Source organism: Curtobacterium sp. RIT-PI-V (assembly GCF_025642935.1).
Taxonomy (GTDB): domain Bacteria; phylum Actinomycetota; class Actinomycetes; order Actinomycetales; family Microbacteriaceae; genus Curtobacterium.
Genome location: NZ_JANZKM010000007.1, coordinates 51,654 through 74,057 on the forward strand (window position 1 = coordinate 51,654; position 22,404 = coordinate 74,057).

Annotated in this window: 20 protein-coding genes and 1 tRNA gene; 9 read left to right on the forward strand and 12 right to left on the reverse strand. The window is 72.9% G+C overall.

Translation table 11 applies throughout. The features are described 5' to 3' along the window. Positions 1 to 138: 138 nt before the first annotated feature. The 5 genes from OGL88_RS06785 (at position 139) to OGL88_RS06805 (ending at position 5,796) form a co-directional block, all read left to right on the forward strand. Positions 139 to 1,554: an aldehyde dehydrogenase family protein gene (locus OGL88_RS06785; protein WP_263090746.1), complete on the forward strand. Its 1,416-nt coding sequence runs from the start codon at positions 139 to 141 to the stop codon at positions 1,552 to 1,554. After that, on the forward strand, positions 1,551 to 3,086 hold the full coding sequence (gene rfaE2 / locus OGL88_RS06790; RefSeq protein WP_263090748.1) for a D-glycero-beta-D-manno-heptose 1-phosphate adenylyltransferase: 1,536 nt from the start codon (positions 1,551 to 1,553) through the stop codon (positions 3,084 to 3,086). The genes OGL88_RS06785 and rfaE2 overlap by 4 nt, the downstream gene beginning before the upstream one ends. 93 nt (positions 3,087 to 3,179) lie before the next feature. Continuing rightward, complete coding sequence (locus tag OGL88_RS06795; protein WP_263090750.1) at positions 3,180 to 3,923, forward strand: DedA family protein; 744 nt, start codon at positions 3,180 to 3,182, stop codon at positions 3,921 to 3,923. Next, positions 3,920 to 5,137 carry a sensor histidine kinase gene (locus tag OGL88_RS06800; RefSeq protein ID WP_263090751.1) on the forward strand — a complete coding sequence of 406 codons (1,218 nt, stop codon included), beginning with the start codon at positions 3,920 to 3,922 and terminating at the stop codon, positions 5,135 to 5,137. The genes OGL88_RS06795 and OGL88_RS06800 overlap by 4 nt, the downstream gene beginning before the upstream one ends. Continuing rightward, positions 5,134 to 5,796 carry a response regulator gene (locus OGL88_RS06805; RefSeq protein ID WP_263090753.1) on the forward strand — a complete coding sequence of 221 codons (663 nt, stop codon included), beginning with the start codon at positions 5,134 to 5,136 and terminating at the stop codon, positions 5,794 to 5,796. The genes OGL88_RS06800 and OGL88_RS06805 overlap by 4 nt, the downstream gene beginning before the upstream one ends. 429 nt (positions 5,797 to 6,225) lie before the next feature. Here OGL88_RS06805 and OGL88_RS06810 read toward each other — a convergent pair whose 3' ends face one another. From OGL88_RS06810 to OGL88_RS06845, 8 genes are all read right to left on the reverse strand, one after another. Beyond that, positions 6,226 to 6,726, reverse strand: coding sequence for a Dps family protein (locus tag OGL88_RS06810; RefSeq protein WP_111084072.1), 501 nt, complete (start codon positions 6,724 to 6,726; stop codon positions 6,226 to 6,228). 142 nt (positions 6,727 to 6,868) lie between these two features. Further along, positions 6,869 to 7,282 (reverse strand): siderophore-interacting protein, encoded by a 414-nt coding sequence (locus tag OGL88_RS06815; RefSeq protein ID WP_263090755.1) that lies wholly within the window; start codon positions 7,280 to 7,282, stop codon positions 6,869 to 6,871. A 29-nt stretch (positions 7,283 to 7,311) separates the two neighbouring features. Next, complete coding sequence (locus tag OGL88_RS06820) at positions 7,312 to 7,992, reverse strand: TetR/AcrR family transcriptional regulator (RefSeq protein WP_263090757.1); 681 nt, start codon at positions 7,990 to 7,992, stop codon at positions 7,312 to 7,314. Continuing rightward, positions 7,989 to 10,046, reverse strand: a complete 2,058-nt coding sequence (locus tag OGL88_RS06825; RefSeq protein WP_263090758.1) for a CocE/NonD family hydrolase — start codon at positions 10,044 to 10,046, stop codon at positions 7,989 to 7,991. The genes OGL88_RS06820 and OGL88_RS06825 overlap by 4 nt, the downstream gene beginning before the upstream one ends. Next, positions 10,043 to 11,884, reverse strand: coding sequence for a dipeptide ABC transporter ATP-binding protein (locus OGL88_RS06830; RefSeq protein ID WP_263090759.1), 1,842 nt, complete (start codon positions 11,882 to 11,884; stop codon positions 10,043 to 10,045). Before OGL88_RS06830 ends, OGL88_RS06825 begins: the two co-directional genes overlap by 4 nt. Then, positions 11,881 to 12,765, reverse strand: coding sequence for an ABC transporter permease (locus tag OGL88_RS06835; RefSeq protein ID WP_263090761.1), 885 nt, complete (start codon positions 12,763 to 12,765; stop codon positions 11,881 to 11,883). The genes OGL88_RS06830 and OGL88_RS06835 overlap by 4 nt, the downstream gene beginning before the upstream one ends. Beyond that, on the reverse strand, positions 12,762 to 13,790 hold the full coding sequence (locus OGL88_RS06840; protein ID WP_131880041.1) for an ABC transporter permease: 1,029 nt from the start codon (positions 13,788 to 13,790) through the stop codon (positions 12,762 to 12,764). Before OGL88_RS06840 ends, OGL88_RS06835 begins: the two co-directional genes overlap by 4 nt. Continuing rightward, a complete protein-coding gene (locus OGL88_RS06845) occupies positions 13,787 to 15,388 on the reverse strand; it encodes an ABC transporter substrate-binding protein (RefSeq protein WP_263090764.1) in 1,602 nt (533 codons plus the stop codon). Before OGL88_RS06845 ends, OGL88_RS06840 begins: the two co-directional genes overlap by 4 nt. A 155-nt stretch (positions 15,389 to 15,543) precedes the next feature. Here OGL88_RS06845 and OGL88_RS06850 point away from each other — a divergent pair, with 155 nt between their 5' ends. From OGL88_RS06850 to OGL88_RS06860, 3 genes are read left to right on the forward strand one after another with little or no spacing between them, the layout of a single operon-like run. Then, positions 15,544 to 16,137, forward strand: a complete 594-nt coding sequence (locus OGL88_RS06850; RefSeq protein ID WP_263090766.1) for a molybdopterin-dependent oxidoreductase — start codon at positions 15,544 to 15,546, stop codon at positions 16,135 to 16,137. Further along, complete coding sequence (locus OGL88_RS06855) at positions 16,134 to 16,937, forward strand: ferredoxin reductase (RefSeq protein WP_263090768.1); 804 nt, start codon at positions 16,134 to 16,136, stop codon at positions 16,935 to 16,937. The genes OGL88_RS06850 and OGL88_RS06855 overlap by 4 nt, the downstream gene beginning before the upstream one ends. Further along, positions 16,937 to 17,206, forward strand: a complete 270-nt coding sequence (locus OGL88_RS06860; protein ID WP_263090771.1) for a DUF6510 family protein — start codon at positions 16,937 to 16,939, stop codon at positions 17,204 to 17,206. The genes OGL88_RS06855 and OGL88_RS06860 overlap by 1 nt, the downstream gene beginning before the upstream one ends. A gap of 275 nt (positions 17,207 to 17,481) precedes the next feature. Here the strand turns inward: OGL88_RS06860 and OGL88_RS06865 are convergent. Further along, positions 17,482 to 17,553, reverse strand: a tRNA-Gly gene (locus tag OGL88_RS06865). Between the two features lie 146 nt (positions 17,554 to 17,699). Between OGL88_RS06865 and OGL88_RS06870 the strand changes: the two genes are divergently transcribed. Next, entirely contained in the window at positions 17,700 to 17,906 is a 207-nt protein-coding gene (locus OGL88_RS06870; protein ID WP_132100383.1) for a hypothetical protein, read from the forward strand. Between the two features lie 36 nt (positions 17,907 to 17,942). On the opposite strand, the gene OGL88_RS06875 is transcribed toward OGL88_RS06870, so the two are convergent. The 3 genes from OGL88_RS06875 to OGL88_RS06885 form a co-directional block, all read right to left on the reverse strand. Further along, a complete protein-coding gene (locus OGL88_RS06875) occupies positions 17,943 to 19,322 on the reverse strand; it encodes a hypothetical protein (RefSeq protein WP_263090773.1) in 1,380 nt (459 codons plus the stop codon). Positions 19,323 to 19,358: 36 nt separating this feature from the next. Beyond that, complete coding sequence (locus OGL88_RS06880) at positions 19,359 to 21,431, reverse strand: GMC oxidoreductase (protein ID WP_263090775.1); 2,073 nt, start codon at positions 21,429 to 21,431, stop codon at positions 19,359 to 19,361. A 71-nt stretch (positions 21,432 to 21,502) separates the two neighbouring features. After that, positions 21,503 to 22,375: an oxidoreductase gene (locus tag OGL88_RS06885; protein WP_276582985.1), complete on the reverse strand. Its 873-nt coding sequence runs from the start codon at positions 22,373 to 22,375 to the stop codon at positions 21,503 to 21,505. Between the last annotated feature and the right edge of the window lie 29 nt (positions 22,376 to 22,404).

The window sequence follows — 22,404 nt, forward strand, 5'->3', positions numbered from 1 at the left end:
GTCTACCGGTCCGATGCCGGTGAGACGTCCAGCACCGGGCGGCTGACGGCCACCGATGGACACGAAGCGCGGAATCGAGTCGGCACACAGCGGTGTCCGAGCACCGTCTGACCCCCGTACGCCCTCCGGAAGGACACCATGACGATCGCACCCGCTGCTGCCGACGCCGCCACGGACCTGGTGGTGACCGACCCCGTCGACGGGACGGTCGCGTCGACCGTGCCCCGGGCCTCCGAAGCCGACGTCCGCGATGCGGTCGCTCGCGCCCGGGCAGCTGCCGGCTCCTGGGCCCGCACCGCCCCGGCCGAGCGCGGGGCGCTGCTGCACGCGGCTGCCGAGCACGTCCGCGCGCACGCGCAGGAGCTCGCCGACCTGAACACCCGCGAGACCGGCAAGGTGCCGGGTGACGCACTCGGTGGGGTCGAGGCCGGGGTCGGGACGCTCGTGCAGTACGCCGAGCTCGGGCCGGTGCACCGCGGCGAGGCTCTGCGCGGGCAGTTCGGGGCGGCCGACTGGGCCGTCCCGCACCCCCGCGGGGTCGTGCTCGCCCTGACGCCGTGGAACGACCCGGTCGCCGTGGCCTGCGGCATCCTCGGTGCGGCGATCGTGACGGGCAACACCGTGGTGCACAAGGGCAGCGAGCGGTCCCCCGCCACCATCGCGCGCCTGAACGCCCTGCTCGCCGAGGTCCTGCCCGACGGCGTGCTCGTCGGCGTGGACGGGGACGGGGCCACCGGCGAACTGTTGCTCGCCCAGGACGGCATCGACGTGTACGCGCACGTCGGGTCCACCGCGACCGGTGACCGGCTGTCCGAGGTCGCCGTCGCGACCCGTGCCCACGTGGTCCGTGAGAACGGCGGGAACGACGCGGTCGTCGTCGACGCCGACGCCGACCCGCAGTGGGCCGCCGCCCAGGTGGCGCTCGGCGCGTTCGCGAACACCGGGCAGATCTGCACCAGCGTCGAGCGCGTCTACGTGCACCGCGACGTCGCCGAGCCGTTCGTCGCCGCCCTCGTGGCCGAGGCGGAGCGCCGCACCGCCGCACCCGCGACGACCTACGGACCGTTGGTCGACGACCGGCTGCGCAGCACCGTGCAGTCCCACGTCGACGACGCCCTGCAGCGCGGTGCCTCGGCACGGACCGGTGGGGTCATCCCGGACGGCGTCGGGTCCTTCTACCCGGCGACCGTGCTCACCGGGTGCTCCGACGACATGCTCGTGATGACCGAGGAGACCTTCGGTCCGATCGCGCCGGTCCGCGTCGTGGCGGACTTCGACGAGGGGCTCCGGCTCGCCGCCGCCGACCGGTACGGCCTGGCCGCCACCGTCCTGACGAACGACACCGGTCACGCCCTGCGCGCCGCCGCGGAACTGCCGGTCGGCACCGTCAAGGTCAACGCGGTGTTCGGTGGTGCACCGGGCGGCAGCGCCCAGCCGCGCCGTGCCTCCGGAGCGGGCTTCGGGTACGGCCCGCACCTGCTCGACGAGATGACCACCACCACGGTCGTGCACCTCGAACCCGCCCCCGCACGCACGGCCGGCGGCACGCGATGAGCGTCGACGTCCGGCTCGTCCGCGACGTGGTCGCCACGATCGATGACCGCGAACCACTCGTCGTCGTGATCGGCGACTGCATCCTCGACCGGTGGACCGTGGGCGAGGCCGAGCGGGTCTCACGCGAGGCCCCTGCACCCGTCGTCCGGGTCACCGAGACCATCGCGGTGCCCGGCGGCGCGGCGAACACCGCGGTGAACGCCCGCGCGCTCGGTGCCCGTGTCCGGATCGTCGGACTCATCGGCGACGACGAGGCCGGCGACGTCCTGCGCGAACGGCTCGAGGCCGCGGGCGTCGACACCACGTTCCTGGTCGAGATCACCGGGGCGCGCACCACCACGAAGTCCCGCGTGGTGGGTGGCGACCGGGTCGTGGTGCGGGTCGACGACCTGGCCGGCACCCCGACCGCCGACCACAACGAGCGGCTGGCACGTGCCGTCGCCCGAGCCGTCCGCTGCGCCGACGCCGCGGTCGTCTGCGACTACGGACTCGGCGTCCGTGCCGAGGACGTCGTCCCGGTGCTCGACCGCGACCGCCCAGGGTCGATCGTCGTCGACGCGCACGACCTGCCCCGCTGGGCGTCGTTGCGACCCGACCTCGTCACGCCGAACGCCGGCGAGGCCGCAGCACTGCTCGGACGCGACCTCGGGACCGGCGCCGACCGGGTGGCCGCCGTCCTGGGCGCACGGGCCGACGTCCTCGCCCGGACGGGTGCCCGCGCGGCCGTCGTCACGCTCGACCGCGACGGCACCGTGCTGCTCGAGCCCGACACGGACGAGGGCTTCCGCACCCGAGCGGTGCCGGCCTCCGAGCAGCAGGCGTCCGGCGCCGGGGACACGTTCTGCGCCGCAGCGACGGTGGCGCTCGCGGTCGACGCGTCCGTCCGCGACGCCGTCTCCGTGGCGCAGGCCGCCGCGGACGTCGTCGTCCGCGAGGCCGGGACGTCGGTCTGCAGCGCCGCCGCCCTGCTCGACTCGGTGACGGCACCGGCAGCCACCGTCGTCGACCACGAGGAACTCGCGGCCGCAGTGGAACGGGCCCGTCAGGTCGGTCGGCGCGTGGTGTTCACGAACGGCTGCTTCGACGTCGTGCACCGTGGGCACACGACGTACCTGCGCCAGGCCCGGGACCTCGGCGACCTGCTCGTCGTCGCGTTGAACGACGACGACTCGGTGCGGCGGCTGAAGGGCCCGGAACGTCCGATCAACCCGGCCGAAGACCGCGCCGGGGTGATCGCTGCCCTGGCCTGCGTCGACCTGGTGACGGTGTTCGCGACCGACACCCCGATCCCGCTCATCGAACGGCTGCGCCCCGAGGTCTACGTCAAGGGCGGCGACTACTCGCCCGAGATGCTCCGCGAGACGGCGGTCGTGCGCGGGTACGGCGGCGAGGTGGTGATGGTCGACTACGTCCCCGAGCACTCCACGACGGCCGTGGTCCGACGCATCCGCGACGCCGCGGCCGCGTCGGCAGCGACCGCAGCCGGGCCCGACCCCGAGGGGACCACGGACGGAAAGGTCATACCGCAGTAGGGGGTCGTCGAGACCCCGGCGGGATGGCAGCGCCCCGGGCGCTCCGTAGCGTCGAACCCGTCGACGAGGTCCGTCGGCGGAGGGAGCGTCGCCGTGTTCGACCAGATCACCCCGTTCGTCGTCGAGTTGGCTGCGAGTCCGCTCGTCTACGTCGTGCTCGTCGCCCTGTGCTTCGTCGACGGCTTCTTCCCGCCGGTCCCGAGCGAGTCGGCCCTCGTCGCCGTCGCCGCCATCGCCGCGACGTCCGGCCAGCCCATCCTGGCCGGGGTGCTGGCGGCCGCCGCGGTGGGGGCGATCGCGGGTGACTCGGTGGCGTACTGGATCGGCCGCCGGATCGGACTCGCGCGCCTGGCGCAGTCCCGGCGACCGCGGATCGCGGCGGCGTTCGCGTTCGCCGAACGGCAGATGCAGCGCCGGTCCGCCAGCCTGATCCTGGTCGGCCGCTACATCCCCGTCGGCCGGGTCGCGGTGAACACGACCGCCGGCGCGACCCGGCTGTCCTACCGTCGCTTCCTCGCCATCAGTGCGATCGCCGGGACGGCGTGGTCCGCGACGTCGGTCGGGATCGCCCTGGCCGCGTCGCAGGTGCTGCACGAGCCGCTCGTCGCCGCCCTGGTGTCGATGGTGGTCGCGGGCGGCCTCGGCATCGCGGTCGACCGGGTCATCGGTACCATCAGCCGCAGGCGCGACGCCCGTGCCGCACGAGCGGCCGCCGCGATCGCACCCACGACCGGCGTGCCCGCGACCGACTTGCCCACCCCGGGCACCGCACCCGTCGCACACGCCCCGTCCGCCACACCCCGCATCGTCCCCACCGGAGAGATCGTCCGACCGTGACCACCGCCCTGCTCCGCCCAGGACCGACCTGGCTGCCGCTGGCGACCCGGATCGCACTCGTGGTCGCGGTGGTGTCCCTGTTCAGCGTCGCCGCCCCGGTGACCTCGGTGTACTACGCCGTCGCGGTCCCGCTCTCCCTGCTCGTGTCGGCGGTGCTCACGGTCAGCATCGGCATCGCCCCGTTCGTCCCCCGCACCGCCGCCGCCGCCCACCTGGTCGGACTCGTCGCGCTCGGCCTGCTCACCGCCCCGGTCGAGACGAGCCCGTGGCCGATCCCGGTCACCGGCATCATCGGCTTGAGCGTCCTGCTCGTCGTGCTCGGGGTGTGCTCGACCTGGCGGCTGACCGCGGTCGTCTGGGCCGTCGCAGCCGTCCTCCCCCTGCTGCTGGTCGCCGTGACGCCGGGCCGCTGGGACCAGCCCGCCGTCTGGGCGACGAGCTTCGTCGTGTCCGCCGGCGACACGCTCCTGGCCGCCGCCGCCGCCGTCGTCGTCGGACAGCGCCGCAGCATCCGCCAGGAGCTCGTCGCCGCCCGCCGCGACGCCGAGCTCGAGCAGGCCCGGCGCCGCACCGTCGAGGAGCGCTCCCGGATCGCCCGCGAGCTGCACGACGTCGTCGCGCACAGCATGTCCGTCGTGCACATGCAGGCGGAGTCGGCTCCGTACCGGGTGGTCGACCTGCCGCAGGAGGCCCGCGCCGAGTTCGCCGCGATCGCCGAGACCTCCCGCACCGCGCTGCGCGAGATGCGTCAGCTGCTCGGCACCCTGCGCGGGGACACCGCCGCCGAACGCGCGCCGCAGCCGGACCTCGCCGACCTGCCCACGCTCGCGCAGGCCACGCGCGCCGCCGGCATCCCCGTGGAGCTCGACGTCGACGTCGCCGACGACGTCGACCGGCTCGCACAGCTCACCGTCTACCGGGTCGTGCAGGAGGCGCTCGGCAACGTCGCCCGGCACGCGCCCGGCGCGTCCACCGTCGTGACGGTCAGGAGGCACGGCTCGCGCCTCCGGGTCGAGGTCGCCACCACCGCTCCACCCGCTGGCACCGTGCCGGCCGCACCACCCGACGACGGTGGCTTCGGCCTGGCCGGGATGCGCGAGCGGGTGACGGCGCTCGACGGCACGATCGACCACGGCCCCGTGGCGGACGGGGGCTTCACGGTCGTGGTGATCCTGCCCGTCCGCGAACCGGCAGCCGACGAAGGGGCCCGATGACGCGGGTGATGGTGGTGGACGACCAGCAGATGTTCCGCATGGGACTGCGGGCGATCCTCCAGGCCCAGGACGACGTCGAGGTCGTCGGCGAGGCCGCGAACGGTGCCGAGGCGGTGGTCGCGGCGATCCGGCTGCAGCCGGACGTGATCCTGATGGACGTCCGGATGCCGGAACTCGACGGGATCGAGGCGACCCGTCGGATCACGGCGGCGCCGACGGACCGCCCCGTCCGCGTGGTCATGCTGACGACGTTCGACATCGACGACTACGTGTTCGACGCCCTGCGGGCCGGGGCGAGCGGTTTCCTGCTCAAGGATGCGAGTGCCGACGAGCTCGTCGCGGCGGTGCGCACGGTGGCCGCGGGCGAGGCGCTGCTCGCGCCGCGCGTGACCCGGCACCTGGTCGAGGCGTTCGTCGCCGGACCGGTCACCGCCGCTGGGCGCCCCGAGGTGCTCTACGTGCTGACCGACCGGGAGCGCGACGTGTTCCTGCTCATGGCGCGCGGGCGGTCCAACGGAGAGATCGCGGGCGACCTGTTCATCGCGGAGCAGACCGTCAAGACCCACGTGGGGCGGGTGCTGGCGAAGTTGCAGTTGCGCGACCGGGTGCACGTCGTGGTGCTGGCGTACGAGGCCGGCCTGGTCCGCCCGACGCTCTGACGCGCCGTACCCGTTCCCCGGTCGCCGCGCCGCCGTCCGCCGCGCCGTCCCCGCCCCCGTCCGCCCGACGCGCCGCTCACGTCCCCCGAGGTTCCGAGATCTGCACATCTCGCGCACCGAATCGTCGGTCCGCGGAACCTCGGCGTCGCGCCGGCGGGGTGTCGCGCGACCTCGTCGGTGTCGCAGGGCCGGGCACGGGTGCAGGTCACGCGCGGGTACTCGCGCGCGCAACCAGCGACATCGCCGGTGTCGTACGACATCGAGTACGTCGCAATTGCGCGCCCGCAACGGTTGCACACGCGGAGCGGCGGCGTGTCGCCCAGCCGCGCACCGGGTCGACGCGGGTCGCGGTGGGCGGACGCAACGGCAGACGGACGGGAGGCCCGGTGCCAGCTGGCACCGGGCCTCCCGTCAGGGGGTGGTCGCGACTCAGGCGGCGAGGTGCGCCTGCAGGAACCAACGGTCCTTCGTCAGACCGCGCTCGATCTCGATGACGACGTCCTGGCTGTTGAGGTCGACCTCGTCGAGACCTTCGACGGCGCGACGGACCTGCAGCAGGGCCGCGTCGATCTGGGCGATGACCTCGGTGATGGTGACGTCGGAGTTCTGGAAGCCCTGCGACAGCGGCGGCAGCGTCGTGTTGGCGGCGACGGTCGCGATGCGCGAGTCGACGGGCAGGCCGAGGGCGACGATGCGCTCCGCGGCGGTGTCGGCGTAGGCCTGGGCGTGCTCGACGATGTCGTCGAGGAGCTCGTGCACACCGACGAAGTTGCGGCCGCGCACGTGCCAGTGCGCCTGCTTGCCGTTGACGACGAGTGCCTCGAGGTCGATCACGACGGGGGCGAGGAACTGTGCCACTCCGGCGGCGAGCTCCGGCGTCGTCGAGAACGGGGACGTGGTGGTCGTGGTGCTGGTGGTGGTCGTGGTCATGTCTGAACCTCCTGCGTCGTGGTCACACCGGATCGCTGGGCCTGTCCTGACCAGTTCGGTGCTGCCGATGGACACAACCATGCCCGCTTCTCTTGTATGCCGCAAGGAAGCGGAGGCTGCCCTTACCGGCAACCAGCAGCGGTCAGCCGACGAGCGTGTCGAAGCCGGCGTCGCTCAGCTCGATCTGGACGGCGGAACGCGCGCGCTCGACCCAGGGGCTGTCGGTGCACCCGATCCAGACGCTCGTGCGCGGCTCGCAGTCGGCGACGCACCACTCGGCCGCCCAGCCGGTCAGGGCGTGCGCGAGGGCCTCGCCGTGGTCGGCGAAGACGAGTGGCGACACCGCCGAGGCGCGGGCACTGCGGACCAGCCACGTCACCGTCACCCGGGGCGGTGCCGGCAGGATGCGGATCTGCTCGTCGAGGGCGACCTCGACGAAGACCTGGCCGTACGCGTTCTCCGGCAGTTCTTCGAGCTGACGGCGGATCTCCGGCAGGTCCTCGACGCCGCCGGCGAGGAGGATGCGTTCGCTGGGCTGTCGCCGGGTCCGTGCCATGCTGCAACGGTAAGGCAAGCCTTACCTCATCACAAGGGCTGCTGGCCGGTTCCGGCGATCTCCACAGCCGGCACTCCGAGTTCGTGCGCCAGGAACGTCCACATCCACGACAGTGCGACGGTGTTCGTGAGCCCGGGGACGCCCTGAGCGATCTGCGTCGCGACGCCGTCGCTGTAGGCCGCGAGCTTCAGGGCCACGGTGTCCGGTTCGATCGGTCCGGCGCCGCCCGGGAACGTGCCGGCGTCGGCACCGCGGCGGATCACGCGGACCAGACAGGCCTCCCAGACGCGGATCCGTTCGGCGTACTCGGCGGCCACCTCGGGCCGGCGGGCGACCGCGGTCCAGTAGTCGGACCAGATCCGCCAGTGCTGCCGGACCTGTTCGGTGTCGTCGAACAACGGCGCGACGAGCATCCGCAGCGCCTCCACAGGGTCGGACTCGGCGTCGACGGCGATGACGATCGCCCCGTAGAAGCGCTCCGTCTCGAGCACGACGACCTCGTTGAGGATCTCCGCCACGCTGCCGAAGTGGTACGTCACGGTGCCGACGGACACCCCCGCCTCGGCGGCGATGTCCCGCAGACCCGTCGCGCCGACGCCGTTCCGGACGATGACGGCGCGGGCGGCCGCGACGATCATCGCGCGCCGGACCGCGGGACGCTGCCGGACGCGCGGCGCAGCCCCCGCTGCCGCCCCCGCCGCGCCGGTCACGCCGAGGTCCTCGGGACGTCGTCGGTGAAGGTCTGCTCGGTGACCAGCACCTCCGGGACGTCCGGGCCGCCGTCGCGGGCCCAGGCCCGCACGGTGTTCACGACGTGGAAGGCCTCGGCGTCCGCGGTGACCTCCGAGGACGTCTCGAGCCGTGCCGACCACTCCGGCTTCTCCAGGCCGATCGCCCAACGCGACGATGCCACGGCCGAGTTCGGGTCGTCCGACCGGATGCGGTACGTCTCGCGGGCGTCCTCGCTGAAGACGAGCCCGTCGGGGTAGACCCGTCCGCCGCCGTACCCGGGGTCGACGTCGAGGGTCCACTCGCCCGTCTCGACGTCGTGCGTGACGGTGCGCTGGGGCAGCTGCTCGGTCGGTGCCACGCGCTCGATCGCGAGCGGCGTCGACCGCTCGGGCTCGTCGAAGCGCACGTCGTCGTCGGTGTCGCGCGTCCAGACCGGCAGGCACACCTCGGACGCCGTCGGGTCGATCGTGACGGTGGCCTCGGTGCCGTGCGGCCAGACCCAGGGCCAGTACGACGACGACACCGCGATCCGCAGGCGGTGCCCGGCGGCGAACCGGTGACCGGTCGCGACGAGGTGCACCGGCAGGGACGCCGGTTCGCCGGGGACCAGCGGGTCCGCCCGGTCCATGCCGTCCCGCTTCGCCGCGTTCAGCACCCCGCGCGTGACGAGGGTCGACGAGCCGTCCGGCGCGACGTCGCACAACCGCACCGTCAGGGTGGCGCGGGGTTGGTCGCTCGTGACCGACAGGGTGACGAGCGCGTTGCCGAGCAGGTCGAACGCCTTGCCGACGGGCAGGTCGAAGCAGACGGAGCGGCCATCCTCGGCACGCTGGTCGGGTGGCAGGTCGGTCGCGTTGCCGAACGGGAAGAACCGTCCGGCGTCGGCGCCGGTGTGCTGCGGCGACCGGACGACGACCGGCCCGTCCTCGCCGCCGCGTAGCGTCGCGAGGGGCAGCGCGCGCCGGTGCGTCGCCGCCGAGGGCCACGCCTCGGCGCCGACCCACCGGCCCCGTCGCGAGGCGTAGTACGTCGCCGGGGCTTCGCCCTCGTTGATCCAGGCGCGGAGCGCGGGGTCCGCTTCCACGCCGGTGTCGATCCCGCGGAGCCAACGGTCCCACCAGCGCAGCGTCTCCTGCAGGAACCCGATCGACGGTCCGGGTGCGAGTCCGCGGTCCGGGTACTGGTGCGACCACGGCCCGACGATGCCCTTGACCGGGGACTGCACGTTCGACAGCAGTCGGAGCACGGCGTCGCGGTACGGGTCCGCCCAGCCGCCGACGGCGAGGACCGCTGCGCCGATGGTGCCGTAGTCCTCGGCGGCGCTGCCGTGCCGCCAGTAGTCGTCGCGCTCTTGGTGCGCGAGCCACACCGGCGTCATCGGGCGGTTCGACTCCAGCCGCTCGCGCCACCGGTCGACCCAGTCCGTGCCGACGACCTCGGGCCGCGGCGGCCGCGAGTTGAACGCGAACATCGTCGCGCCCCACGCCGCCATGTCGATGCCGAGCACCGCTCCGCCGACGTAGTGCACGTCGTTGTCGTACCGGTCGTCCGTCGAGCACACCGTGACGATGGCCTTGAGCGCCGCGGGGGCGCGCGCTGCCAGCTGCAGGGCGTTGAACCCGCCCCACGAGATGCCGAACATGCCGACGGCGCCGGTCGACCACTCCTGCTCGGCGAGCCAGGCGATCACGGCCTCACCGTCGCGGAGCTCCTGCTCGCTGTACTCGTCGTCGAAGAACCCGTCCGACGAGCCGCTGCCCCGGATGTCGACCCGCACCGACGCGTACCCGTGCTGGGCGTACCAGGGGTGCCGCTCGGAGTCGCGCGGCGCGGTCCAGTCGTCGAGCCGGTACGGCAGGTACTCGAGCAGCACCGGCACCGGACCGTCGGGCGACGCCGGCGACCAGATCCGGGTGTGCAGCCGGACGCCGTCGGGCATCGGGATCCACTCGTCGCGGACGGTCACGCCGTCCGGCAGCGAGTCCGTCGCGCCGATGGCGGTGAGGGTGGCGGCAGTGGTCCGGTCGCTCATGCGTCCTCCCAGTTGCGGGTGCGGTGTCCGTCGCCGTGGTCGTCCCATCCCTCGCTGTGCCGCCAGCGCGGCACACCGTCGCCGACGTCGGGCAGCTCGGTGCTGCCCGGTTCGAGGGTCGCGGCCAGCAGGGTCGACGTGTACGGGTGGTTCGGGCCGGTGAAGACCCGCTCGGTCGGTCCGATCTCGACGATCCGGCCGCCGGTCATCACGGCGACCCGGTCGGCCACACCCCGGACGACGGCCAGGTCGTGGCTGATGAACAGGCAACTGAGCCCGCGCGAACGCTGCAGGTCGGCGAGGAGCGCGAGGATCCCGGCCTGCACCTGCACGTCGAGCGCGGTGGTGATCTCGTCGGCGATCACGAGGCGCGGCTCGGCGGCGAGGGCCCGGGCGATGCCGACGCGCTGTCGCTGCCCACCGGAGAGCTGCGCCGGCAGCCGGTCGGCGAACTCCGGGCCGAGGCCGACCCGGGTGAGCAGGTCGCCGACGCGCTGCCGCGAGGACGTGCCCGTGAACAGCTTGAGCGGTCGCCCGATCGCCGCGCCCACGGTGCGCCGCGGGTTGAGCGACGTGTCGGCGTTCTGGAACACGAGCTGCACCGCACGACGAAGGTCTGGGGACCGTCCTGCGATCGGCTCGCGCAGGTCGCCGCTCACGGTCCCGTCGTCGAACGCGAACGTGCCCGACTCGGCGGGCACCAGGCCGGCGAGGGCCGTCGCGAGCGTCGACTTGCCACTTCCGGACTCCCCCACGACCGCGAGCGTCTCACGCGGCGCGATCGTGAAGGACACGCCGTCGACGGCGGCCGGCAGGCCGCGTCCGTAGCGGATCACCAGGTCCTCGGCGGTCACCACGGGACGGACGAGCGGTTCGGGAGGAACGGGTCGGCCGGCCCTGGAGGCGACCGTCGACGAGACGGTCGCCGTCTCGGGCACGTGCCCCGCTCCTCCCCCCATCGGCACGGCCGTCTCGCCGCTGGCGCGTCGATCCGGAACCGGCGACGTGGGCCCAGGCCGTCGCCCGTCCGGCACCGCGGCCAGCAGCGCGCGCGTGTACTCGTGCTGCGGGGCGGCGAAGAGGGCCGCCGTGGCGGCGTGCTCGACGACCTCGCCGTCGCGCATGACGGCGATCTCGTCCGCCATCGCCGACACGACCCCGAGGTCGTGGCTGACGAGCAGGACGGCCATGCCGAGCTGCCGGCCGAGGTCCGCGATCAGGTCGAGGACGGCGGCCTGGGTGACGACGTCGAGCGCCGTCGTGGGTTCGTCGAGCACGAGCACCCGGGGGCGTGCGGCAACGGCCATCGCGATCGCGATGCGCTGCTGCTGCCCACCGGAGAGCTGGTGCGGGTAGCGGCGGACGATCGCGTCGGGGTCTGGCAGCCGGACCAACCGGACCAGCTCGGCGACGCGCTCGGGGCCGTCGGGTTCGCGGTGGGCGCGCAGGGCCTCGCGGATCTGCTCGCCGACGCGCATCGACGGGGTGAGTGCCTGGCCGGCATTCTGCGCGACGACGGAGGCGACGCCGCCGCGGAGCTCGCGGCGGCCGGACGGCGAGAGCGCGAACACGTCGTCGCCGCCGACGCGCACCGAGCCGCCGACGATCGTCGAGCCCGCTCGGAGGTGCGCGAGCAGGGTCCGGGCGACGGTGGACTTGCCGCTCCCGGACTCGCCGACGAGGCCGAGGGTGCGGCCCGCGTGGATCGCGAAGGAGACGCCGCGCACCACGGGCACCAGGTGTTTGCCGGCCGCGTAGGAGATCGCGAGGTCGTCGACGCGGACGATGGGGTCCGTCGCGGTCGCTGGTGCGGCCGGTGCGCTGTCGGTGTGCGTCATGCGCTCACTCCCTTCGTGGCGCGGTCGACGCCGAGCGACTTGCTCAGACCGTCGGCGGCGAGGTTGAGCCCGATCACCAGGGTCGCCAGGGCGACGATCGGTGCGAGCGTGCCGAGCGGCACCACGGTCAGCGCGGTGCGGTTCTCCTGCACCATCAGCCCCCAGTCGGGCGTCGGTGGGTTGGCGCCGAAGCCGAGGAAGGACAGCGACGCGACGAGCAGCACGATCCACGAGGCCCGCATGGCGTACTCGACGAGCACCACGTCGAGGACGTTCGGCAGGATCTCGCGGAACACGATCGACAGCGCGCGTTCACCACGGGCCCGGGCGGCCGTCACGTAGTCCTGCGTGATGACGGTGCGGGCGGCACCGCGGACGACGCGGGTCACGGCGGGCGCGTAGACGACGGTGACGGCGAGGACGATGACCCAGAGCCCGGCGTCGAAGACGGTGACGACGACGAGCAGGGCGAGGATCGACGGCACGCTGAGCAGGGCGTCGACGACGCGCATGACGGCCTCGTCGAACCAGTTGTCCGCGTACGCCGTGATGCAGCCGAGCACCGTGCCGACCGCGACCGCGATCGTCGTGGCCAGGAACGTCACGAGCAGGGCGTACCGGCCGCCGTTCAGCGTCCGCGACAGCACGTCACGGCCGTACTGGTCGGTGCCGAGCCAGTGCGTCCAGGTCGGGCCGGCGAGGACGTCACCGGCGTTGGTGGCCACCGGGTCGTACCCGGCGATGACCGGTGCCAGCAGGGCGAGCACGACGTGCAGGGCGATGAGGCCGAGGCCGATGCTCAGCGCCGTCGAGCCGCGCAGGGGCGCGACGGCACCGGCGAGGACGACGCGTCCGGGGCGGCGAGTGGCGGTGGCGGTCATGCGGCGGCCTTCCTGGTGCTGCGCGTGGTGCGGGTGCGCGTGCGCGGTCGCCGCTGGCGGGTCCGCAGCTTCGGGTCGAGGGCGAGCGCCACGAGGTCGGCGGCGAGGTTGCAGACGACGTAGATGACGGCGCTCAGGAGCGCGATCGCCTCGATCGTCGGCAGGTCGCGGTTGAAGACCGACTCGAGCATGAGCTTGCCCATGCCCGGGTAGTTGAAGACGTTCTCGACGACGACGACACCGCCGAGCAGCCAGGCGACGTTGAGCGCGACGACGTTCAGCGTCGGCAGCAGCGCGCTCGGCACCGCGTGCTTCCAGACCACGCGACGCATCGTCAGGCCCTTGAGCTCCGCCGTGGTGACGAACTCGGACGCCATCACGTCGATGGTCGAGGAGCGGGCGGTGCGCACGATGTAGGCGGCCATCGCCAGGGTGAGCACGATGATCGGCAGCCAGATCGTCGGCAGGAGTTCGCCGACCGTGGCATCGCTGCCCCGCAGCACGACGGCGGGGAAGACCGGCAGGCCGATCGCGAAGAGCAGCACGAGCACGGTCGCGACCATGAACTCGGGCACGCTCATCACGACGAGGCTGACGATCGAGATCACCTTGTCGGACGGGCGACCCCGCCGGACCCCGGCGAGGACGCCGAGCGTCAGGGACACCGTGACGCCGACGAGCATGGCGGGTACGGCGATGAGCATGCTGTTCCGGAAGGCGGTGAACAGCGTCGGCGCGACGGCCTCGCCGCTGACGAGCGAGGTGCCGAAGTCGCCGTGCACCGCGCCACCGAGCCACTGCAGGTAGCGGAGCCACACGTTCTGGTCGAGGCCGAGGGTCTCGCGCAGCTGCTTCACGGCGTCCGGGGTGGCGTTCTGCCCGAGCAGCTGCTGCGCGACGTCTCCGGGCAGGGCCTGCACGGCCAGGAACACGAAGAGCGAGGCGAGCACGACCGTGAGCACGGCGATGCCGACCCGGCGGAGGACGGGGACGAGGACGTCCGACGGGGTGTTCTTGGTCGTCATCGGCGCAGTCCGATCCGGAGGTAGTCGAACTCGAAGCCGTACTCCGAGTAGTTCACGACGTCGCGGGACAGCCCCACGAGCCGGTCGCCGAACATCGGGGTCATGTCGGCCCCGTCCTCGACCACGAGCCGCTGCGCGTCCTGGTACAGGCTCAGCCGCTTGGCGTCGTCCATCTCGGCGCGGGCGTCGTCGAGCAACCCGTCGAAGGTCTCGTTCGACCACGCGCTCTCGTTGTAGGACGACCCCGTGCGGAAGATCTGGTTGAGGAGCTGGTCGATCGGCCGGCCGGTGAACCAGTAGCTCACCATGAGCGGCTTCTGCATCCAGATCTGCGTGTAGTACGAGTCCGAGCTCGCGTTGCGGACGGTCAGGCGGATGCCCGCGTCGGCGACGGCGTCGCGGTAGGCGACCGCCATCGGCGTGAACACCGACTCGTAGCTCGACGTGTAGATCGAGGTTCGGAACCCCTCGTGACCGGCCTGCTTGAGCAGTGCCTTCGCCTTGTCCGGGTCGTACTCGCGGTGGTCGTCGACGAACGCGGCGAGCTGCGGCGGGACGGGGTTGTCCCACCCGGGCGAGCCGGTGCCCTGCAGGGCGGTGTCGACGATCTGCTGCGGGTCGTAGGCGAGCTTCATCGCCTGGCGGACCCGCGGGTCGCGGAACTCCTCGCTCGTGGCGAGCATCGGGATCGTGTACCACTGGGCGTTCTTCGACCGGGCGACGGTGGCGCGGTCGGAGGCCGACACCACCCGAGCGGTCGCGAAGTCGAGGTTCGTCTGCGAGATCAGGTCGATCTGGCCGGCGAGGAGCGCGTTCACCCGGGCGGTGGTGTCCTGGATCGAGTAGAAGTCGATGCCGTCCAGCGCGGGACGCCCGGCGAAGTGGTCCTCGAACGCCTCGACGCTGCCGGCGCCGGCGGGGGTGAACGCGGAGAGCCGGAACGGCCCCGTCCCGATCCCGGTGCGGCCGATGTCGGCGATCGCGGCCGCCGGCACGATGTAGCACTGGTACGCGGTGAGCAGCGACGGGAACTCGGCGTTCGGCTTGGTCAGCGAGAAGCGCAGCGTGTACGGGTCGGTCGCACGCATCGAGTCGGCGTCCATCACCTCGCCGAGGACCCCGGCCTGCGGGCTGCCGGTCTTCTCGTCGAGGATGTGCCGGATGCTCGCGATGGCGTCGTCCGCGGTGAAGCGGCTGCCGTCGTGGAAGGTGACGCCACGGCGGAGCGAGAACGTCCACTCGGTGCCGTCGGCGTTCGCGGACCACTCCTCGGCGAGGTCGGGCACGGTGGTGCCTTGTTCGTCGAGCTTGACGAGCCGGTTGTACAGCGCGCCGAGGTACTCGTACGCCGACAGCGAGCTGGCGGAGTCGAGGGTCTCGGCGGCCGAGGCGGCCGGGCGCGCGATGCGCAGGCGACCGCCGCGTCGGGCGAGGCCGGTGGCTGCCGCCTCGGGGATCGTGGGGGTGCCGGCGTTCGCGCCGGAGCTGCACCCCGTGAGGGTGAGCAGGCCGAGGCCGGCGAGGCCGGCGGCGCCGGTGAGGAGCGCTCGGCGGCTCGGGCCGCGGGCGTTCCGGTGTTCGGGGACGATGGGCTGCATTCGGGGTGGCCCCTCCTGTAATCGTTCCGGTGAACGATAGAGGGAGACCGGCGATCCCCCAACTCCTGCTCCTCGTCCGTCCGAGTGTTTACGAAGTCGTTACACGGGCGCCGCCGGCACGGAGCATGATCGGACCATCCCGTCCGAGGAGGATCATGGCGACGTTCACCAGGGGGTTCGGTGGTCGTCGGGCCGACCGCGACGACACCCGCATCCCGCCCGGCCAGACCCTCGTGCGCGACTGGCCGGTGCTGTCAGCCGGTGCCACGCCCGACGTCGATCCGGCGTCGTGGAGCTTCTCGATCCGCACCGAGAACGGTGTGCACACCTGGACCTGGGACGAGGTGCACGCGCTCGGCGTCGAGGACGTCACCGTCGACATCCACTGCGTCACCCACTGGACCAAGCTCGACATGCCCTGGCGCGGCGTCCCCCTCGACCGCCTCTTCGAGGACGTCGACACGTCGCTCGACCACTGCATGGTGCACAGCACCGGCGGCTACACGACGAACGTGCCGCTCGACGAGCTGCTGGACGGCAAGGCGTGGATCGCGTTCGAGGCCGACGGTGAGCCGCTCGAGCCCGAACACGGCGGTCCGGCGCGCCTGCTGGTGCCGCACCTCTACTTCTGGAAGAGCGCGAAGTGGGTGAGCGGGATCGTCATGCAGGCGGACGACGAGCCGGGCTTCTGGGAGAACGCGGGCTACAACCTGCACGGCGACCCGTGGAAGGAAGAGCGGTACTGGTGACGGTTCCCGACACCGACCTGGCCACCGACCTGGAGGCCCGGATCGCGCCCGCCGGTCGGCCCGCGCCCCGCAGACGGCCGGCCTGGCACCCCGCGACGGTCACCTCGGTCCAGCGCGAGACCCCGAACGCCCGTCGGGTCGTCCTGGACGTCCCGACGTGGCCGGGGAACGACCCGGGCCAGCACCTGGACCTGCGGCTCACGGCCGAGGACGGCTACCAGGCGTCCCGCTCGTACTCGATCGCCTCGTCGGGTGAGCGGACCGACGTCGTGCTCGCCGTCGACCGCGTCGAGGGTGGCGAGGTGTCCCCGTTCCTGGTCGACACGGTCGAGGTCGGCGACGCGCTCGAGGTGCACGGGCCGCTCGGCGGCTGGTTCGTGTGGCACCCCAGCGCGTCCACGCGTCCGGTGCAGCTGATCGCCGGCGGCTCGGGGATCGTGCCACTCGTCGCCATGGTCACCGCGCACGCCGATGCCGGGGACCCCGCACCGTTCCGGTTGCTCGTCGCCGTCCGGATGCCGGACGACGTCTTCTTCCGAGCCGAACTCGACCGTGCCGTCGCTTCCGACGCGCCGCTCGACGTGACCACCGTGTACAGCCGGATCGCTCCACCCGGGTCCGCCGTGCCCGCGGGACGGCTGACCCGCGATGCACTCGCCGCCGCGGTCTTCCCACCCGACGCCGGGGCGGTCGTGTACGTGTGCGGCTCGACGCCCTTCGTCGAGCAGGTGCTCCGCTGGCTCGCCGACCTCGGGCACGACACCACCGACGTCCGTGCCGAACGGTTCGGGGGCAGCTGATGATCGTCGTCGACGGCAACGCGCTCGCGGGGGTCCTGTCCGAGGTGCTCGGTCCCGAGCCGACCGTGGCGGTGCTCTGTTGCGCGGGCTGCGGGGCCCGCGGATCGGTCGCACGCACCGCCGTGTACTGCTCGGCGATGGGCTCCGTCGCCCGGTGCCGGACGTGCGACACCGTGCTCGTCACGGTGGTCGAGGCCGGCTCCGCGCGCTGGATCGGCCTCCCCGGTACCCGTGCCGCGCTGATTCCATCACCCGAGGATCGCGGCTAGCGCAATCACTGACCGCATCTCCTGCGGAGTTCTTGCGGTCTACCGCATGCCCCGAACTGGGGTCCAATCCGACCGCGACGATGCTCCGGATGACTCTTCGGGACATCGCTGGGCCACCCACCCGGCGTCTCCACTCGGGGCAGTGCGGCCTCTGCGTCCGGTGGGCGCGGGTACCCGAAGCCTGCGCCCCCGGATGCGCCCGCTCACGGCGCCCGGGAACGACAGGACCCCCGGTGCTGCTCTGTCGAGCAACCCCGGGGGTCCTGTTCCGTCCGAGCGGATGACGAGATTCGAACTCGCGACCCTCACCTTGGCAAGGTGATGCGCTACCACTGCGCCACATCCGCATTCGCACGCCGTGTGGGCCGTGCGGAGTCGACTGTACCCGATCCCGGGCCCACCGACCTGTTCTGCGGCAGATCCGGGCGTGTCCGGTGTCGCGAGGCGCGGTCGTCAGGCGCGGTCATCAGGCGCGGAGGAGTTCGATCGGAGCATGAGCTACGTGCACGACAACCCGGGCGGGACCGAGGCCCACGGCGTCGACCTGATCGACGGTGACACCCCCGCCATCCGCATCCTGGTGCACGGCGACCTGCCGACCACGATCGAGCACGAGGGGCGGACCTGGCTCGCCACCGGGGGCGCGCACGACGACGGGGACGACCAGGCGCCCCCGATCGCGATCTACCGCCCGGTCTGAGCCGCGCTCGGCGACGGGCCGGGCGCTCGACTGCGGTCAGTGCCCGCGCACGTCGCCCGTCAGGATCGCGTGCTCGGCACCGGCCGACAGCTCGTCGTGCAACGCGTCCGCGAAGAACTCCCCCGCACCGAGGCTGACCAGGTGGGTGAGCGCACCGGTGACGTCCGCCAGGGCGGGGTTCCACCCGTCGTGGAGGGACGCCCGGATGTGCCCGGACTCGTGCACGACGACGACCCCGATGTGGTCGTGGGCATCGCCGACCTCGAGGACGGCGTCGTACACGACGGGTTCGGTGTCCTCGCCGAGGGGTTCCAGGTGCACCTCGCCGATCCCGGGCCACTCGGTGCGGAACACGGGCAAGTCCGGTGCGTGCAGGTGCGGGGCGCGCTCGTCGGTGACGGACTCGATCTCCCCCGACGTCAGGTACTCGTCGACGACCTCGTGGATCCGGTCGTGCAGTCCGGGCTCGTACTGCCACCAGCGCTGGTGCACCGCCCGGAGCCAGTCCTGCGTCGCGGCGTCGGCCGAGGCCGAGGTCCCGACCAGCTGCGGTGCCGTGCCCGGCGAACCGACGACCTCGAGCTGCTCGTCGTGCGTCTCGACGGTGATGGACCCGGTGGCCTCGTCGGGGTGCACGCCGTGGACGTCCTCGGGGGCGGCGGCCCAGATGCTCGCCGGCAGCTTCGGCGGCAGGGCGAACGCCACCGCGATCGCTGGACGTGCCAACGCCTCGTCGAGCGCGTCGCCGAGGTGCACCTCGTCCGAGCGGGAGCCCATGACGATGCCGCCGGTCGGGGGCACGGCGGCCAACCGCTCGAGGTCCTCGTGGTCTGCGTTCATCGACGCGAGCACGGGGGTGTCCGCCCACTGGACGAACTCGCCGGCCGCACGGTCCTGGTCCTCGAACGGCACGTTCCACACCGAGGGGTCCGCGAGCACCCACGACGCCGAACGACCGGCGGGGCCACGGCGCACGGCGTCGAGCACGGCGGGGACGAGCCCGGGCAGCCCGCGGTACGCCGGACGGACGGTGAGCCGGTCCAGCGCGAGCAGATCCGGCTTGCCGAGCATCTCGGCGGCGTGCGTCTGCAGCGACAGGAAGGTCTCGCCGGTGGCGTCCGGCACCACGATCGCCGCGGCGAAGTCCCCGTCGACGTCGGACACCTGGTAACCGAGCACCAGTGCCTCGACCGACTCCGGCGATCGACTCGTGTACGCGGCGACCTCGGCGACCGACACCGCTTCGGCCTCGTCGTCGGTGATGGGCACCCGGACGTCGATCACCCACCGGTCGACGTCCTGACCGGGGTAGGCGTCGCCGTCCTCGTCCGAGATCGTGATGTGCACGAGCCGCAGGGAACCGTCCCACGCGTCGTGGACGTGCTGGGCGATGGCGGCTTCAGGGTCGTCGGTCACGGACGCCACCGTATCGGTGGCGGACCGGTGACGTGGTCAACCGTGCTGCGCGACCATCGCGTCGACGCTCCGCATCGCGGTCGCCAGGATGGTGAGCACCGGGTTGACCCCGCCGTTCGTGACGTGCACCGAGCCGTCGGTCACGAGCAGGTTGTCGTGTCCCCACACCCGGCCGAACGGGTCGACGACCGACGTCGCCGGGTCCGTCCCCGTCCGGAGCGTGCCGGCCTGGTGCTGGCCACCGCTCGTGCCCCGGACCGGGCCGTGCAGCTCCGCAACGCGCGTGGCCCCGGCCGCGCGCAACCAGTCGCCGCTCCGGGCACTGGTGTGGTCGCGAGCACGGACGTCCTCGGGGTGCACCCCACCGCTGAACGACGCCACCGGGATGCCGTGCCGGTCCGTCACCGCCGGATCGACCCGGACGCGCGCGTCGGCCGAGGTGACCTCCTGGATCGGCCCCGTGATCCGCATGCTGCGCCGCGCCAGGTCCCGCATCGCGTGCTTGCCGTCGAGCCCGGAGCGCGGCGCGAGTCCCGTGCCGACGAGGTACTGGTACGTGTTCGACGGCGTCGCGATGAACTCGTTCGCCAGGATCCCGCCACCGATCTGCCCGGGCACGCCGTGCCGGTAGTCGGTGGTGGCGATCGACGGCCCCGGTCCGAGACCGTCGTCCACCACGTCGTCGAAGACCCCCATCGCGCCGCCGTAGACGTGGCCCTGCAGGTGCCGGCCGACCTGGTCCGCACGGTTGCCGATGCCGTCGGGCTCCTGGTCGCTCCGGCTGTTCAGCAGGAGCCGTGCCGACTCCACCGCCCCGGCCGCGACGACGACCTCGGCGGCGTCGACCTCGGCCCGCCAGTCGTGGCCGTCGACCGTGCCGACGATCGTGACGCCGACCACGCGGCCGGCACCGTCCGTGCGCAGCCGGGCGACCCGTGACCCGAGCACGATCGAGGCGTTCCCGGTGGCGAACGCGCGGGTCAGCATGGTGTTCTGGCTGCCGTTCTTGGCGTCGACCGGGCACGCGAAGCCGACGCACATGCCGCACTGTTCGCACGCGCGGCGACCCAGGTACGGCGTCGAGTTGATCAGGAGCGGGACGTGGATCGTCGAGATGCCCAGGGAGTCCGCAGCGCCGGCGAGCCGGTCGCGCGCCGCCCCCGACGGTAGCGGTGGCATCGGTCGCGCGCGCGAGCGCTCCCCGGACCACGGTCCGTCGACGTCGCCCCCGCTGACTCCGACCTCCCACTCGGCGCGCTCGTACCAGGGCTCGAGCTCGTCGTACCCGAACGGCCAGTCGGCCAGGGCGCTGCCGTCCGGCACGCCGTACGTCGACGCCATCGTGAAGTCCCGCGGCCCGAACCGCCAGGCCTGGGCACCGTAGACGCGCGTGCCGCCCCCGGCCGTGACCGCGTTGTTGTGCCACCCCGGCGACGACGGCCGGAGCACCAGCAGCTCGCGACCGTCCGCCAGTGTCCGCGGGTTGCCGACGTCGGACGGCCCCGACCGCGGCGCGACACCCCAGCTCGACCGCGGGTTCCGGATGTGGTCACGGCTGAGTTCCGCGGTGCCGGGCCACCCACCGGCCTCGACCACGAGCACGCGCCGACCGGACTCGGCCAGCCCGCACGCCGCGACGCCCCCGCCGGCACCCGAGCCGACGACGACCGCGTCGTACCGGTCGGCCAGCTGCGACGGGTGCACGACCGCAGGTGCTGCGGTCGGCACGGGTACCGGCACGCTCCAGCCGTCCGGCGGACCGGGCTGCCACCCCACCATGTCCCAGGACCGCTCCCCCTTGTTCCCGCCGTTCCCCGCGTCGGCGTAGTACCCCGCGGCCACGAGCTCGGCGAACCAGGTCCAGTCCGGATCGTCCCCGTCCCAGGGCTCGTCGACGCCCTCGTGGTCGTCCGCGTGCTCGACGACGGTACGGAGACGGTCGAGCCAGTCGGGCCGGTCGACCAGCACACCGGCCAGGAAGTCGAGCGCGCCGGCCTCGGACGCCGACGGGTACTCGTCCGCCGGCACCACCCGGTCGACCAGGGAGCGGAGCCGTTCGTGGTGCGCGCGGAGGAACTCCTGCGCTGCGGTGGCCGCGTGGTCCGTCATCGGTCCTGCCTCTCGAGCGGCGCCGGTGCCGCCCCACGAGCACCGTAACGGACGCGCCCGGCTCCGTGTGTTCAGCCGTCGATGCCCTCCAGGTCGAGCAGGTCGTCGTCGCTCAGCACGACGGAGGCGCCCTCGATGTTCTCCCGCAGGTGCGCCCGCGACGACGTACCCGGGATGAGCAGGATGTTCGGGGACCGGCGGAGCAACCACGCCAGGGCGACGGACATCGGCGTCGACCCCAGACGTGTCGCCACGGTCGAGAGCACCTCGGACTGCAGCGGAGAGAAGCCACCGAGCGGGAAGAACGGCACGTAGGCGACCCCCTCCTCCGCGAGTCGGTCGATGAGCGGATCGTCCTGCCGGTTGGCGAGGTTGTACATGTTCTGCACGGACACGATCGGAGCGATCCCCTGCGCTTCGTCCACCTGGTCCGGCGTGGCGTTGCTCACGCCGAGGTGCCGGATGACCCCCTGTCGCTGCAAACCGACCAGCGTCTCGAACGCCGGGGCGATCGGCCCCGCGACCGGACCGTTCGCATCGCCGAGCCGCAGGTTGACGAGGTCCAGCACGTCGACGCCGAGCGTCTCGAGGTTGTCGTCGACCTGTGCGCGCAGTTCGTCGGGTTCCCGAGCGGTCGGCCACCCGCCTCGGGCATCGCGTCGCGCGCCGACCTTCGTCGCGATGACGAGGTCGTCGCCGTACGGGTGCAACGCCTCGTGCAGCAGCTCGTTGACGATGCGGGGGCCGTACGTCTCGGCGGTGTCGATGTGCGTGATGCCGCCCGCGACGGCGTCCCGGAGCACGGCGACGGCCTCGTCGTGGTCCTTCGGCGGCCCGACGACCCGGGGACCGGTGAGCTGCATCGCGCCGTAGCCGAAGCGTGCGACCGGCACGTCGCCGAGGGTCCAGGTGCCGCCGGGCAGGCGAGGGGTGGTGGTGCTCATCGGATCTCCTTCGGGGACGTGCCCACGCC

Coding starts and splice junctions, on each gene's coding strand:
- OGL88_RS06785 (WP_263090746.1), top strand. CDS start 139: ATGACGATCGCACCCGCTGCTGCCGACGCCGCCACGGACCTGGTGGTG.
- rfaE2 (WP_263090748.1), top strand. CDS start 1,551: ATGAGCGTCGACGTCCGGCTCGTCCGCGACGTGGTCGCCACGATCGAT.
- OGL88_RS06805 (WP_263090753.1), top strand. CDS start 5,134: ATGACGCGGGTGATGGTGGTGGACGACCAGCAGATGTTCCGCATGGGA.
- OGL88_RS06810 (WP_111084072.1), bottom strand. CDS start 6,726: ATGACCACGACCACCACCAGCACCACGACCACCACGTCCCCGTTCTCG.
- OGL88_RS06815 (WP_263090755.1), bottom strand. CDS start 7,282: ATGGCACGGACCCGGCGACAGCCCAGCGAACGCATCCTCCTCGCCGGC.
- OGL88_RS06825 (WP_263090758.1), bottom strand. CDS start 10,046: ATGAGCGACCGGACCACTGCCGCCACCCTCACCGCCATCGGCGCGACG.
- OGL88_RS06830 (WP_263090759.1), bottom strand. CDS start 11,884: ATGACGCACACCGACAGCGCACCGGCCGCACCAGCGACCGCGACGGAC.
- OGL88_RS06835 (WP_263090761.1), bottom strand. CDS start 12,765: ATGACCGCCACCGCCACTCGCCGCCCCGGACGCGTCGTCCTCGCCGGT.
- OGL88_RS06840 (WP_131880041.1), bottom strand. CDS start 13,790: ATGACGACCAAGAACACCCCGTCGGACGTCCTCGTCCCCGTCCTCCGC.
- OGL88_RS06845 (WP_263090764.1), bottom strand. CDS start 15,388: ATGCAGCCCATCGTCCCCGAACACCGGAACGCCCGCGGCCCGAGCCGC.
- OGL88_RS06850 (WP_263090766.1), top strand. CDS start 15,544: ATGGCGACGTTCACCAGGGGGTTCGGTGGTCGTCGGGCCGACCGCGAC.
- OGL88_RS06860 (WP_263090771.1), top strand. CDS start 16,937: ATGATCGTCGTCGACGGCAACGCGCTCGCGGGGGTCCTGTCCGAGGTG.
- OGL88_RS06870 (WP_132100383.1), top strand. CDS start 17,700: ATGAGCTACGTGCACGACAACCCGGGCGGGACCGAGGCCCACGGCGTC.
- OGL88_RS06880 (WP_263090775.1), bottom strand. CDS start 21,431: ATGACGGACCACGCGGCCACCGCAGCGCAGGAGTTCCTCCGCGCGCAC.
- OGL88_RS06885 (WP_276582985.1), bottom strand. CDS start 22,375: ATGAGCACCACCACCCCTCGCCTGCCCGGCGGCACCTGGACCCTCGGC.